The sequence below is a fragment of the uncultured Anaerococcus sp. genome (assembly GCF_963510575.1).
Taxonomy (GTDB): domain Bacteria; phylum Bacillota; class Clostridia; order Tissierellales; family Peptoniphilaceae; genus Anaerococcus.
In genome coordinates this window covers 1-14,301 of sequence record NZ_CAUPFR010000035.1, presented here as the reverse complement: position 1 = coordinate 14,301, position 14,301 = coordinate 1, and the positions used below count along the sequence as shown (strand labels likewise).

Annotated in this window: 12 protein-coding genes and 1 pseudogene; 7 read left to right on the top strand and 6 right to left on the bottom strand. The window is 30.8% G+C overall.

Annotation, left to right across the window (positions count from 1 at the left end):
- From RQ907_RS04065 to RQ907_RS04045, 5 genes and pseudogenes are all read left to right on the top strand, one after another.
- Positions 1-258 (top strand): annotated as a pseudogene (locus RQ907_RS04065) (Na+/H+ antiporter NhaC); the annotation flags it as partial.
- Between the two features lie 320 nt (positions 259-578).
- On the top strand, positions 579-1,493 hold the full coding sequence (gene cysK, locus RQ907_RS04060; RefSeq protein ID WP_311492116.1) for a cysteine synthase A: 915 nt from the start codon (positions 579-581) through the stop codon (positions 1,491-1,493).
- Entirely contained in the window at positions 1,480-2,007 is a 528-nt protein-coding gene (gene epsC, locus RQ907_RS04055; protein WP_311492115.1) for a serine O-acetyltransferase EpsC, read from the top strand. Before cysK ends, epsC begins: the two co-directional genes overlap by 14 nt.
- Before the next feature lie 127 nt (positions 2,008-2,134).
- Positions 2,135-3,676 (top strand): ribonuclease Y, encoded by a 1,542-nt coding sequence (gene rny, locus RQ907_RS04050; RefSeq protein ID WP_311492117.1) that lies wholly within the window; start codon positions 2,135-2,137, stop codon positions 3,674-3,676.
- A gap of 405 nt (positions 3,677-4,081) precedes the next feature.
- Positions 4,082-5,071, top strand: a complete 990-nt coding sequence (locus RQ907_RS04045) for a tyrosine recombinase XerC (RefSeq protein WP_311492114.1) — start codon at positions 4,082-4,084, stop codon at positions 5,069-5,071.
- Positions 5,072-5,113: 42 nt separating this feature from the next.
- Here the strand turns inward: RQ907_RS04045 and RQ907_RS04040 are convergent, their stop codons facing one another.
- The 6 genes from RQ907_RS04040 to dut form a co-directional block, all read right to left on the bottom strand.
- Complete coding sequence (locus tag RQ907_RS04040; RefSeq protein ID WP_311492113.1) at positions 5,114-6,391, bottom strand: methionine gamma-lyase family protein; 1,278 nt, start codon at positions 6,389-6,391, stop codon at positions 5,114-5,116.
- The gene (gene miaA / locus RQ907_RS04035) at positions 6,381-7,328 is read right to left on the bottom strand and encodes a tRNA (adenosine(37)-N6)-dimethylallyltransferase MiaA (protein ID WP_311492112.1); all 948 of its coding nucleotides are present in this window, start codon (positions 7,326-7,328) and stop codon (positions 6,381-6,383) included. Before miaA ends, RQ907_RS04040 begins: the two co-directional genes overlap by 11 nt.
- The gene (mutL, locus tag RQ907_RS04030; protein WP_311492111.1) at positions 7,318-9,102 is read right to left on the bottom strand and encodes a DNA mismatch repair endonuclease MutL; all 1,785 of its coding nucleotides are present in this window, start codon (positions 9,100-9,102) and stop codon (positions 7,318-7,320) included. The genes miaA and mutL overlap by 11 nt, the downstream gene beginning before the upstream one ends.
- The gene (gene mutS, locus RQ907_RS04025) at positions 9,102-11,711 is read right to left on the bottom strand and encodes a DNA mismatch repair protein MutS (protein ID WP_311492110.1); all 2,610 of its coding nucleotides are present in this window, start codon (positions 11,709-11,711) and stop codon (positions 9,102-9,104) included. Before mutS ends, mutL begins: the two co-directional genes overlap by 1 nt.
- Before the next feature lie 57 nt (positions 11,712-11,768).
- Complete coding sequence (locus tag RQ907_RS04020; RefSeq protein WP_311492109.1) at positions 11,769-12,185, bottom strand: hypothetical protein; 417 nt, start codon at positions 12,183-12,185, stop codon at positions 11,769-11,771.
- A gap of 110 nt (positions 12,186-12,295) precedes the next feature.
- Entirely contained in the window at positions 12,296-12,730 is a 435-nt protein-coding gene (dut, locus tag RQ907_RS04015) for a dUTP diphosphatase (protein ID WP_311492108.1), read from the bottom strand.
- 79 nt (positions 12,731-12,809) lie between these two features.
- Here dut and pepT point away from each other — a divergent pair, with 79 nt between their 5' ends.
- Both pepT and RQ907_RS04005 read left to right on the top strand, forming a co-directional pair.
- The gene (gene pepT, locus RQ907_RS04010) at positions 12,810-14,030 is read left to right on the top strand and encodes a peptidase T (RefSeq protein ID WP_311492107.1); all 1,221 of its coding nucleotides are present in this window, start codon (positions 12,810-12,812) and stop codon (positions 14,028-14,030) included.
- Between the two features lie 81 nt (positions 14,031-14,111).
- Positions 14,112-14,301: elastin-binding protein EbpS (locus RQ907_RS04005; protein ID WP_311492106.1), on the top strand; the 190-nt coding region annotated here is incomplete at its 3' end.

Genomic DNA, 14,301 nt, shown 5'->3' with positions numbered 1-14,301 from the left:
GAGCTTATCAAATGAAAACCTTAGGTGTAAGCCCTATAAGTTTTTTCCCATTTGCATTTGTAAATCTATTAATTCCAATTTATGCACTCATAACAGCAGATTTTAAGAGGAATATATTCTGGGCTGATGATGCCTATACAAATATTTTTGGAATAACCAAAATGAAAAAATGCAAAAGCGCCTGCTAAAGAAAAAGCTTTTGCTATAAAACAGTTAGATGAACTTAGAAAAGAGGGCAAAGCACCAATTGCATATTAATTAGCTTATAAATCAGTTATTAAATTAATAATTATTTCGAAAATAAAATATAAAAGAGTTGTTGTAAGTTATGAGCTTTATCATCCGATTACATGTGGATTTTAGAAGGAATTTTTATTTAGCATAGAGACAGTTTTATGTAAAATTTCTACGATTCCATAATAATATTAGTATGATTTTCATAAGTCAACGGCTCTTTTTTTATAAAATATTTTAAAAGCATGAGTTTTATAGTATAGTACATGTGTCGGAATTAAAACAACTTATTAAAAAATAAGCGAACTAGCTAAGATTTTTCCTAGCTAATAAAGGAGTTTTACATGATTAAATACAATTCAACAGAATTAATAGGAGGCACTCCTCTTTTAAAATTAAACTCATTAAAAAAAGAAGGAAGAGCTGATATCTATGTCAAAGTAGAAAAAAACAACTTGGCAGGCTCTATTAAAGACAGAATAGCCCTATATATGATAGAAGACGCTGAGAAATCAGGAAAATTAAAAAAAGGTGGCACAATAGTAGAACCTACTAGTGGGAATACAGGAGTAGCCTTAGCAGCACTAGCTGCAGCTAAAGGTTATAAACTAATCTTAACAATGCCTGCATCAATGAGTATTGAAAGGGCAAAACTTGCCATGGCTTATGGAGCTAAAGTTATTAGAACTACAGAGGGTGCCCTACAAGGGTCTGTAGATAAGGCTAAAGAACTCGCTGAAGAAAACGGATATTTCTTCCCAGATCAATTTTCAAATCCTGCCAATATAAAAGCCCATTATGAAACAACTGGGCCTGAAATCCTTGCAGAAATCACTCCTGATGCCTTTATCGCAGGAGTGGGTACAGGTGGTACCGTTACAGGTACAGGCAAAAGATTGAAAGAAGTAAATGCAGATACAAAAATTTTTGCCATAGAGCCGGCCGAAAGCCCACTTTTATCAGGTGGTAAAGCTGCTAGCCATAAAATCCAAGGTATAGGCGGAAACTTTATACCAAAAAACTTAGATTTTGATATTTTAGATGGTATTGTTGATGTTAAAAGTGATGATGCCATTAATATGTCAAGACAACTTGCGAAAGATGAAGGACTAGCTGTTGGTATTTCTTCTGGTGCAAATGTTGTAGGTGCTATTGAAATTGCAGATAAATTAGGAGAAGGAAAGGTTGTGGTAACTGTTTTACCTGATACTGGAGAGAGATACCTATCAACCGACCTATACGAAAATGATCAGTTATAATGAGTATAAAGAAGAATTAATAAAAAATGCATTAGAAAATGACCCAGCACTTAAAAGTGAAGAGGAAGCTATCCTCTTCTCTGCTGGAATAAAAGCGCTATTGTCCCACTACTTAGCCCATGAATTGTATCTACAAGGCAAATTATACGAAGCTCAGGAAATTGCCTATAAATCTAGAATGGAGACTGGAATTGAAATTCATCCTGGAGCTAAAATTGGGCGTAGATGTTACATAGACCACGGAATGGGAGTTGTGATTGGAGAAACAGCCGAAATAGGGGACGATGTTCTCATTTACCATTCTGTAACACTTGGAGCTGTTACAAATAAAAAAGTTAAAAGACACCCAACCGTAGGCAATAAAGTAATGATTGGTGCCGGTGCAGTATTGTTGGGCAATATTAAAATCGGAGATAATTGTCAGATAGGTGCTAATTCTGTCGTCTTAACAGATGTACCTAGTAATTCAACAGCAGTTGGCTCCCCTGCTAGGATTATTCCTCATAAAAAGTAGTTTTCATGCTACTTTTTTTATATCGTGAAAATAAGAAAACTTTTTCGTATAATTATAATTAAATGGTATAATATATAGTGGAATATTAAAATTCCGTATTATTGGAGGTGATATGATGTTAAATAATATGAATCCAATTGTTGTTCTCATCATAGTTGTCGCCTTCGTATTGTTAGCTTTTTATTTTGGCTATCTTTATCGTAAGAAAATTGGTGAATCTGTAATCGGTGGTGCTGAAAATTTAAGTAGGCAAATTATAGATGATGCCAACAAACAAGCAGAAGCATTAAGAAGAGAAACTCTTATTGATGCTAAAGATGAAATATCAAAATTGAAATCTGAAAATGAAGAAATGCTAAATCAAGCCAGAAATGACCTTAATAAAAGAGAAGCTCGCTTGATTAAGAAAGAAGAAAGTTTAGACAATCGATCTTTATTGATTGACAAAAAATCCGATCAAATCTCTAGTGATCAGAAAAAGTTAAAACAAAAAGAAGAAAAAATTGACAAGTTAATAGAACAACAAGAGTTGGAGTTACAAAATATCGCTGGACTAACCAACAATGAAGCTAAGGAAATAATTTTAGCTAGAGTGAAATCTGAAACTATCCACGAATCAGCCAGGATGATTAAAGAAGCTGAGGAAAAAGTTAGGGCGGAAAGTAAAAAAATAGCAACAGAGATTCTTGCGACTACTATACAAAGATTTGCTCCAGAGCAAGTTGCAGAAAATACTGTTTCTGTAATTTCCCTACCTAATGATGAAATGAAAGGTCGTATTATAGGACGTGAAGGTCGTAATATAAGGGCTTTCGAACAAGCATCAGGTGTTGACCTTATTATTGATGATACTCCTGAAGCTGTAGTTATATCATGTTTTGAACCGGTTAGACGTGAAATTGCAAAGGTTGCCTTAGAAAAATTAATTCAAGATGGAAGAATAAATCCTTCTAGGATTGAAGAAGTATTACAAAAGGCAAGCGATGAAGTTGAGGCTAGAATAATCGAAGATGGTGAAGCTGCTGCTGAAACTGTTGGAATTATAAACATACATCCTCAACTTAATAGACTAATCGGTAAGATGAAATTTAGAACATCTTATGGTCAAAACATCTTAAAACATTCCGTAGAAGTTGCATTACTTGCTGGAATGTTAGCCGATGAAATAGGAGCTGATAGTCAGTTAGCAAAGCGTGGTGGTTTACTCCACGACTTAGGAAAAGCAATTGACCAAGAACAAGAAGGTACTCACGTAGCCTTAGGCGTAGAAGCCGCAAGTAAATATGGTGAAAATAAATACGTTATAAACGCTATCGAATCACACCATGGTGATGTAGAGCCTAATTGTGTAGAATCAATCCTAGTCCAAACCGCTGATGCTATAAGTGCGGCAAGACCGGGTGCTAGACGTGAAAGTCTAGAAAACTACATTAAGAGATTAGAAAACCTAGAAAGAATTGCTAATTCATTTGATGGTGTCGAAAAATCATTCGCACTACAAGCAGGTAGAGAATTAAGAATCTTAGTAAAACCTGATAAAATTTCTGATGATGAAATGGTTGTAATCGCTAGAGAGATTGCAAAGAAAATTGAAAATGAATTAGAATATCCTGGTGAAATAAAAGTAAATTTATTAAGAGAGTCCAAAGCGATAGATTATGCAAAATAATTACTAAGCAAACTGCCATTACAATGATGGCAGTTTTTAATTACTTTAAATAGAGGTGCAATTGTACTAGCAAAAAAATAAAATCTCTTAAATCGCAAAATAAAGCGTCGGTTTTTTAAGAAATTTTATAAAAAATATATCTGCAGGTGATTTGTAGAAAAAATAATAATTCGATAATAAATATTTTAATAATAATAGTGAAATTCAATTTAATATTAAAATTGTAATATACACAAATTACTACTAAAAAGACAGGAGTATATCCACTAAAATTATTGCACAAAATAACGATTTTGTGCAATAATTTGTTTTTTTGATTATAATGGGTATAATTTTCTTATAGACTATTAATAAACTCACATATATTTAATATACATCTTCGCATTTTATTTTAAGGAGAATTTAATGGCAGAATTTATTAGGCCTCTCTTGTTAAATGATTACTTAAATTATTTAAAGTCAATTAAGGGTCTTTCTGAATCTACAATCAAAGAATACGCTTATGATCTTGAGATGTTTATAGAATATCAAATAATAAGGAAAATTTATAACCAAAATGCTAAAAATTACAAAAATGATTTTGATTATAAAAAAGTTAATTATTTTATAGATGCTGATTTTTTTGAAAAACTATCAATCCAAGATTTTTATGCTTTTCTTTCCTACCTTGATAACGACAAAAACGACACTGCTACTACCAGATCTAGAAAAATTTCCGCTATAAAATCTTTCTATAAATATATGTATAGTGAAATTGAAGTTATAAATACAAATATTGCAGATAAATTATCAAATCCTAAAATTAGCCAAAGGCAACCTGTTTATCTGACTCTAAGTGAAACAGAAAGACTACTCGATATTATAAGCAAGGAGAAAAACTCTTTTCTTAGAGCCCGAGATATGGCCATTATTTTTACCTTTCTTACTACAGGAATGAGACTATCAGAACTTGTTTCAATTGATTTAGCTGATGTTAATAAGGATAGTTTCAATATTATTGGCAAGGGTAATAAAGAAAGAACAATCTATCTAACAAAAAATTGCCAAGATCTTATTAATAATTATATTATTATCAGGTCAGAATACTTAAGAGACGATAGTTTAAACGCCCTATTTATTTCCACACGTAAAAAAAGAATCTCAAATAGAGCTGTTCAATCAACAATAGACAAATATCTAGCAAAAGCGGGTTTTGATACAAATGTTTACTCAACCCACAAATTACGACATACTGCTGCAACACTTATGTATAAGTATGGTGACGTTGATATAAGAGCATTAAAAGATATTTTAGGCCACACTTCCGTGTCAACAACACAAATTTACACCCATCTTGACGATGAAGATTTGAAAAATGCAGTAAATAAAAATCCCCTATCAGAATTAGAATTTTAATTTAAAAATCGTTCTAACATTAAAATTAGAACGATTTTGTTTTTATAAAAAATTATTTTTCGCAAACCTGTCTAAAACAATTTTTAGGGCAAGTTTACCGTGGTAGTAGTTAAGACCACCTTGTAGATAAGCCATGTATGGTTCTCTTAGTGGGCCATCAGCAGACAATTCCGATGTAGCACCTTCTACAAAGCCACCAGCAGCCATTATGACTGGATCTTCATAGCCTGGCATAGGATAAGCTTCGGGAATAAATGTTGAATCAACTGAGCAGGCTTCTTGGATAGCCTTACAAAATGTTTTTAATTTTTCTGGGTCATTTAATTTTATTGCTAAAATAACGTCAGATCTAGGATCCTCAATATCAGGTGTAACTTCATATCCTAATTTTTTAAAAATACCAGCAAATAGCAAGGCTACTTTTATAGCTTCCTTAACAATATGGGGAGCAAAATATAATCCCTCTACGACCAGCCTATGTGTTCCAAAGCTTAGTCCTTCATCTTTACCTATTCCTGGTGCAGTAAGAGTATTGGCACAATATTCGATTAAATCTTTTTTACCACTAATATAGCCGCCTGTGATTGCAATCCCACCACCAAGATTTTTTATTAAAGAACCAGCAACAATATCAGCTCCAACTTCGATTGGTTCTTTAGTTTCGGTAAATTCGCCATAACAATTATCTATAAAAATAATAACATCTTTAGAAACTTTTCTTATTTCATTTATAGCTTTTTCAATCTCAGCAATTGTAAAAGCTCTTCTTTGAGTATAGCCAGTTGATCTTTGAATTAAAACTAATTTAGTATCTTGATCTATTTTGTCTTGTATCTTGTCATATTGAATTTTATTATTTTGGTCAAGCTCTAATTTATCGTATAAAATACCTTTTTCAATTAAAGTGCCTTTTTTATTTCCGGATATACCTATCACTTGTTGCATGGTATCGTAGGGATCGTCTGTTATTGATAAAAGTTTATCGCCATAGTTTAATAAGGAAAATAAAACTATTGATAAAGCATGTGTCCCTGAAACAATCGAAGGCCTTACCAAACTATCTTCTGATTTAAATATTGAAGAGAAAATAGCCTCCACCTTATCTCGTCCTGTATCTGCGTATCCGTATCCAGTAGCAAAGCCAAAGTCAGAAGATTGCAAAGAATTTTCATTGAAGGCTTTTAATACCTTGTATTGGTTGTACTCTGCAATTTTCTCATGTTTTTTAAAAATGTCCTCTAATTTCCTCTCTGTTTCTTCTATTAAATCATCATAATTTATGTCAATATTATAATTTTTATAAACGTCTTTAAAATTCATACATACCCTTTATTAAATCTTCAATAATCATCGTAGCATCATCTTTGCTTAAATCATCCATAATAATTTCTCTAGTAAAAGGATAATTTAAATATCTTTTCATCCAGGTAACTTGTCTTTTTGCATATCTTCTGGTGTTCCTTTGAATCAGGCTAATCATTTCATCAAGACTTATTTCGCCTCGTATAAAAGGAAAAATTTCTTTATAACCAATCGCTGCCATTGACTGAGAATCTTCATCTAACCTATACTTGTTAATTAAATACTTAAATTCTTCAATAAGGCCATGGTCAACCATATCTATCACCCTATCATTTATCCTATTATAAAGAATTTCTCTATTCTTATAATTAAGGAATATCAAAATCGGGTCAATTTCCTTATTTAATACCCTTTCTCCAGTTCGAATTTCTGAAGGCTTTTTCCCTGTACTGTCATATATTTCAAGCGCTCTAATAATCCTATTTAATTCATTAGGATGATATTTTTTCGCTGTATCGGGATCTATTTCTATAAGTTTTTCGTATAAAAAATCATTTCCGTAAGTATTAGCTAATTCCTGTAGGGCAAGTCTTGTATATTTATCTTTTTTTACCTGACCGTAGTTCATATTAAATAGCAAAGAATCAATATAAAATCCTGTCCCACCTGTTACGATTGGTATAATATGTTTGGAGTTTAGTATAGAAATTATTTCTTTTGCACTTTTCATGAAATCATCAACGGTGAATTCTTCATTAGGGTCTACTACATTTAATAAATGATGATTTACTATATTGGGATCAGATATCTTGTTAGTCCCAATGTCCATTTCTCTATAAACTTGTTGACTGTCCGCGGAAATGATTTCTCCTTCAATTTTTTTTGCTATATTTATTGCAATATCACTTTTCCCACTTGCTGTAGGTCCGGTAATAATTATTAGTTTATCTTTCAAAATATTTCTCCAAATCTTTATCCACTAATGAAATAATTGTAGGCTTTCCATCGTAAGTTTTATATGGATTTTCTTCATTCATAAGCATTTTATATAGCTCTTTTGCTTCATTTTCATTAATAACATCTCCCTTCCTAAAAGAGAGACTCTTGACTATATTTCTAAGTTTTCTGGTAAAAAAATCATTATTAATTTCATCAGATAAATCTAAGATTTCATAAAAGAATTTATTATCTTCTGGCATGTCAAATATTAAAGGAATTTCTCTGATAATAAGTGAACTACTAGACAATAATTCTATATCAAAACCTAATCTTTTAAATAAGTCTTTTTTCTTTTCATATTTATCGATATCGAATCGATTCAAATTAATCTTTATAGGATCGAGGAGTAGTTGGCTCGCTACTTCTTTATTTTCAAAGTCTTTCATAAATTTAGACATTTTTATTTTTTCTTCAGCTTTTCTATGGTCTAAAATATAAAGTTTGTCTTTATCTTCAAATATAGAATATCTTTTAAATATCGATGTTTTATATGTTGGTATATCAATATTACTAATGAATGATTCTTTCTTAACTTTTAAATCTTCGTCGTTTTCTTTTAAAAAATTATAGTCTAAAGACTTACCACTTTTAAAGAAATTTTCTCCTTCTTTATTTGTATTGTAGGAGTTTTCATCTTCTCTGACAAGATTATTCGATGGTGAATACTTATCTAATATAGCTTTATAATCGGTAAAATCTAAAAATTCTTCTTTTTTATTTTCCTTAATATTAATTGTATTTATTTCTTGATTTGACTTTAATAAAATTCTAAGATTTTCACTAATTAATTCTAAAAGCTCATCTTCATAGGAGTACTTTACTTGCTTTTTATTTGGGTGAATATTAACATCTATATTCTTTGGATCTGTGTAAATAAACAGGAAAAAGGCCGGAAATCTTCCTTGTGGGATTAATCCATGATATTGATATTCTATTGTTTTTGTTATATCTGCGTCCTCGATAAGTCTGTCATTAACAAATATATATTGCATAGACCTATTACCTCTGTAATAGCTTGGTAGACAAATCTCCCCCTCTATTTTATACGAAGAATTTTTAGCAGCTATATCAATAAGATTTTCTTCAAGTAAATTATCGAGTAAATCAGAGATCTTTAATTTCAAACCTAAATTAGGGTTTGATTGAAACTCTATCCTATCGTCCTTTATAAATTTAAATGAAATATTTTTATAACCAATAGCAAATGCGTACATTAACCTACTTATTTTATTGGCTTCTACCATATCAGATTTTAGAAATTTCCTTCTAGCAGGCATGTTAAAAAACAAATCCTCAACTATGATGCTTGTTCCCTTGTTTGTTGCTATTGAAGTTTTGTTTATTTCCTTGCTACTTAGGTCTAGTTTTGTGCCAATAGGTTCTCTTTCAGTTTTAGAAATAGCTACCACCTTACTAACAGATGCTATACTAGGAAGTGCTTCGCCTCTAAAGCCTAGAGATGCTATTGAATATAGGTCATCAAACTTGCGTATTTTACTTGTAGCGTGTTTTTGAAAAGCAAGGTCAATTTCATCCCTTCCTATCCCACTACCATCATCAGTTACTCTTATATAAGTTTTTCCACCATTTTTTATCTCAACAGTTATGTTTTTACTGCCGGCATCAACCGAATTTTCAACCAACTCTTTTATAATAGATATGGGAGATTCTATTACTTCACCAGCGGCTATTTTTTCAACTGTTTCTTTATCAAGTTTAATTATAGACATTATATTTCACCTATTTTTTCTATAAGAATATTTAATTGGTTCATAGCCTCAAGTGGTGTTAGTTCATTTATATTTATCTTATCTGAAAGTTTTTTTAAATGATTAATTTTTTTCTCTTTTATATCTTCCAAGGAATTTTTAATTTCTTCGCTTTTATTTACATCAAGAAAATTATTATTTGAAAGTTTATCCATAATATTCTTAGCATTTTTAAGTAGTTCATCAGGAAGACCACTCATCTTAGCTACTTCAATCCCATAAGACCTATCCGATTTACCTCGTGAAATTTTTCTTAAAAAGACAAGATTATTGTTTTCCTCTAAAATTTCTATTTTAAGATTTACAACGTTTTTTAGTTCATTTTCTAAAACTGTTAGTTCATGAAAATGTGTCGCAAAAACTGTTTTTACCTTTTTATTCTTTGATAAATATTCTACAAGAGCCATGGCTATACTCAAACCATCATCAGAACTTGTTCCCCTGCCAACTTCATCGAGTATTACAAAAGATTTATCTGTTGAATTCTTAATTATATTAGATACTTCGTTCATCTCAAGCATGAAAGTAGATTCACCTTTTGAAATATTATCGCTAGCACCAATCCTAGTAAAAATCTTATCACAAATGCCAATTTTTGCTGAAGTAGCAGGTACGAACGAACCTATCTGTGCCATTATAATTATAAGGGCCATTTGTCTCATATAAGTAGATTTACCAGCCATGTTTGGTCCTGTTATAATCTGGATTAAATTATCATCCTCACCTATATCTGTATCATTGGCAATAAATTCATTCTCATTAAGGTTTATTTCAATCACTGGATGTCTACCATCTTTTATATGAATTTCATTTGAATCATATATAATTGGTCTGCAATAGGAGTACTTGTGTGCAATTTTAGCAAAAGAATTGAGACTATCAATATTGGCAATCATTTTGGATAAGCTTTGAAGTCTTAATGTGGAATCAAGAACTTGATCAATAATCCTATTAAATATTTCATATTCTAATAGATTTATTCTATCTTTGCCATTTAGAATCATAGAGGAAATACTCTCTAAGTCTTCAGTTGTGTATCTTTCCTGATTTTTTAAAGTTTGTTTTCTTATATATGATGGATTGATTTTATCAATATTAGACTTTGTGATTTCAATTGAATAACCGTTATTTTTATTATAGATAACCTTTAGGTTTTTTATACCCGTTTCTTCTCTTTGTTTATTTTCATAATCAATTAGCTTATCTTCAGCAGAATTAGCCATTTCTTTGAGATCATCTAGGGCTTTATCAAATTGATTTTTAATTATACCACCTTCGGTTATATTGATTGGCGGTTCATCCACTATTGCCTTATCGATTAATTTAAATATATCTTCTATATCTGGTAAGTTTATTCCTAGGTTTTTTATCAATACGTTTTTTGACTCAGTAAGTATATTTTTTAGCTTAGGAATATCCCTTAAAGAGTTTTTAAGAGAGATGATGTCTCTGGCGTTTGCTCTTTTATATGAAATCTTAGCTAGGATTCTCTCTAAATCATATACACTATCTAGCAAGTTAGAAACATTTCTAGATAAAATATTATCTCTATAAAAAGCCTCCACCAGGTCCAATCTCCTATTTATTTTTTCCTTATCTATTAAAGGTCTTTCTAGCCAATCGTGAATCATTCTAGAACCCATGACAGTATCTGCCCTATCAAGGATAGAAATAAGACTATTTTCCTTATTATTTGTTGATAAGTTTCTTGTAAGTTCTAGGTTTTTCCTTGTATTTGCCTCAACTTCCATAAATTCATTGATTTTTATTATTTCAATATTATTTATATGATCAAGTTTCTCCTCATAATATTTATATATATAGTCCAAGAGATTAGCTAAGGCTAAAATTATTAGTCTTTTATCCTCTATTTTCTTTAAATTTTCTTTGCCTAAGTAATTATAAACTGTTTTAACCCTATTTTCATAGTCTGTTGAAAAGTCTATATAATTAATAAATATTTGATTATTTATATTTAAATATTTCTTTATGTCTTCATTATCGAAATTACTTGTAAGAACTATTTCTGATGGACTAATCTTTTCTATCTGGTCAATAGCTTTTTTACCTACATTCTGACTTAGGGTCTTTATTTCAAGACCAACAAGTTTTCCTGTAGAAATATCGCAATATGCCATTGCTAGACCATATTCATTTTCAAAAATCGATAGCAAATAGTTATTTTCTTTATTTTCTAAGGACTCCATATCTGTAAGAGTTCCAGGAGTGATAACTCTGGTTATAGCTCTTTTAACAAGTCCCTTAGCTTCTTTAGGATCTTCAATTTGATCACATAGGGCCACCTTATATCCTTTTTTTACAAGTCTATTTACATAAGTATCTATCACGTGATGTGGTACTCCACACATTGGAGCCCTATCCACATGACCACATTCCTTTCCTGTTAGTGTTAAAGACAAAACCTTAGCAGTTATAATTGCATCATCAAAGAAGGTTTCATAGAAATCACCCACCCTGTATAGAAGAATTGCATTTTTAAAATCATTTTTAACGTCTACATAGTGTCTAAGCATAGGTGTTAATTTTTCGTATTTAAATTTACTAGTCATAAGTCACCTTTTTCTTATCTTAATAAAATAAACTGTCACATTTTTGTAACAGCATATTTATTGGATATTGAGAGTTTTTACATTTGTAATCCAGCTATTTGCACTCTTAGTTGTAGTGTCTATTACTACAAGAGACCCATATGAGGGGTTGTATTGAACAATTGGTTCACCATCTATCCTATAAACTAAATAAACCCTATCAACTTCTAAAGCAATTGACATTGGAAATCTATTAGAATTTCCATCTGCATCTTCAATAGAAATAACTGGTCTTTCCCTTAAATTATAATCCAAGTTTCCTATTAGTTTCTCAAGTGATACGCCTTCAACTTTTACTTTTTCTAGTCCATTATTTATATAGACTTCTTTTTTGCTTCCAGCCTTCTTCTTTAGCTCTTTTATTGAGTAAGATGTAATTTCATCACCATTTCCTTTAATTATAACAATATCATTTTCATACTTAGCCATATTCATATCATTTATTTTGGCTTTTATAAAAATACCCAATAATATAATAAAAATGATAAATATAACTAAAAGAAATAGATTGTACTTATTTTTCTTATAAAACCTATTCATGATTTCTATTTACCTGTTGAGCCAAATCCACCCTCGCCTCTTTCGCTATCTGAGAGCTCTTCTACTTTTTGTATCTCACATCTTAAATATGGTTGAATTACAAGTTGAGCTAGTCTATCGCCGTTTTCTATTACTTGTTCTTTATCACCATAATTATAGAAAAAAATCATAAGTTCTCCCCTATAATCAGAATCTATTACACCAACAGTATTAGCGAGCATAAGGTGTTTTTTGACACCTGTTGAAGATCTTGGATAAACTGCTCCAAAGTATCCTTCAGGAATCTCTACATATAGACCTGTATGGATTTTAACTGTTTCTTTTGATTTTATAATAATATCCTGATTGGTTTTACAATATAAATCAATACCAGCAGAACACTCTGTACCATATGATGGGATTTGTCCATCGGTTTTTATTTTTAAAACATAATTTTTCATTTAACTCACCTTCTTAAATTAATATACCAATTTTAGCTAGAGTTTACAATTACAAGTATAATATAAGAAAGGAGTGAATATGGAAAATATAACAAAACGTTTTTTAAAGTATATTACTTTTGATACCAAGAGTGACCCAGATAAAGGTGAAGTCCAAAAACCATCTACTGAAGGACAACTTGTTCTTGCAAAAGAATTGAAAAAAGAATTAGAAGAATTGGGTATAAGTGCAGATGTAAATAAAGAAGGCTTTGTTTTTGCAAAGATACCTGCAAATACAGAAAAAAAACTTCCAAAAATTGGTTTTATTTCGCACATGGATACGTCTCCAGAGATGTATGGTAAAATTGATGACCCACAAATCATAAACTATGAAGGTGGAGATATCAAACTAAATGAAGAAAAATCTATAAAAGTTGAGGACTTCCCTTATTTAGAGAAATTAAAGGGCACAAGACTAATTACAACAAGGGGTAAATCCTTACTAGGTGCTGATGACAAGGCTGGTATAGCTGCAATTATGAATGCAGTTGAATATATAGTAAACAATCCAGATTTTAAACATGGAGAGATTAGAATTGCTTTTACACCAGATGAAGAGATTGGTACTGGTTGTGATAGCTTTGATGTCAAAAAATTTGATGCAGATTTTGCATACACAGTTGATGGCGGAATCCTTGGTGAGCTAGAATACGAATCATTTAATGCTGCCGATGCAAAAATAACTATTCACGGCAAGTCCATCCACCCAGGATCAGCTAAAAACACAATGATTAACTCTATAACAGTCGCTAATGAATTTGATAGGTTATTAGGTTATGTAAGACGTCCTGAGCATACTGAAGGATATGAGGGCTTTTTCCATTTACTTAAAATTCAAGGCGATATAGAAACAACAAAAATGGAATATATAATTCGTGATCATGATAGAGAAATTTTTGAAAGAATGAAAGAAGAAATTAAAGACAACGCTGACTTCTTAAATAAAAAATATGGAAATATTATAGATGTGAAAATTTCTGATAGCTATTACAATATGGGGGATGTTATAAAAGATCACATGGATATAGTTAATTATGCCAAAAAGGCTATGGAAGAGCTTGATATAAAGCCACTTGTTAATCCTATTAGAGGAGGCACAGATGGGTCTAAATTATCTTTTATGGGATTACCATGTCCAAACATTTTCACAGGTGGTATGAATTATCACGGTATCTACGAATTAATTCCTATTGAACATATGGAAAAAGCAAGCCAAGTTGTACTTAGAATTATTAGTCTAATAGAAGAATCTAACTAATAAAATGATTGTAATATTTTTCGTTTTATAGTATTATAGATATATAAGAAATGCATAGTTGAATTATGAAAAGGAGATATTATGACAAATCAAAAAATTTCAAATGCAAATCAATACAGAGGTAATGATGATCTTGACAAGAAAATTAGAGAAGAAAATAAGGACAACGGTGGTGAATCTCTAGATAAAAAACTTGGTCCAGACCAAGAAAATCTTAGATCAATTACTGATGAAGCTGATGAAAACTCTAACGTTGGTGCAGAAGCCAGAA

What these genes read in the sequence shown, in the direction of transcription:
- cysK (WP_311492116.1), top strand. Translation starts at nt 579, where the DNA reads ATGATTAAATACAATTCAACAGAATTAATAGGAGGCACTCCTCTTTTA.
- epsC (WP_311492115.1), top strand. Translation starts at nt 1,480, where the DNA reads ATGATCAGTTATAATGAGTATAAAGAAGAATTAATAAAAAATGCATTA.
- rny (WP_311492117.1), top strand. Translation starts at nt 2,135, where the DNA reads ATGAATCCAATTGTTGTTCTCATCATAGTTGTCGCCTTCGTATTGTTA.
- RQ907_RS04045 (WP_311492114.1), top strand. Translation starts at nt 4,082, where the DNA reads ATGGCAGAATTTATTAGGCCTCTCTTGTTAAATGATTACTTAAATTAT.
- RQ907_RS04040 (WP_311492113.1), bottom strand. Translation starts at nt 6,391, where the DNA reads ATGAATTTTAAAGACGTTTATAAAAATTATAATATTGACATAAATTAT.
- mutL (WP_311492111.1), bottom strand. Translation starts at nt 9,102, where the DNA reads ATGTCTATAATTAAACTTGATAAAGAAACAGTTGAAAAAATAGCCGCT.
- mutS (WP_311492110.1), bottom strand. Translation starts at nt 11,711, where the DNA reads ATGACTAGTAAATTTAAATACGAAAAATTAACACCTATGCTTAGACAC.
- RQ907_RS04020 (WP_311492109.1), bottom strand. Translation starts at nt 12,185, where the DNA reads ATGAATATGGCTAAGTATGAAAATGATATTGTTATAATTAAAGGAAAT.
- dut (WP_311492108.1), bottom strand. Translation starts at nt 12,730, where the DNA reads ATGAAAAATTATGTTTTAAAAATAAAAACCGATGGACAAATCCCATCA.
- pepT (WP_311492107.1), top strand. Translation starts at nt 12,810, where the DNA reads ATGGAAAATATAACAAAACGTTTTTTAAAGTATATTACTTTTGATACC.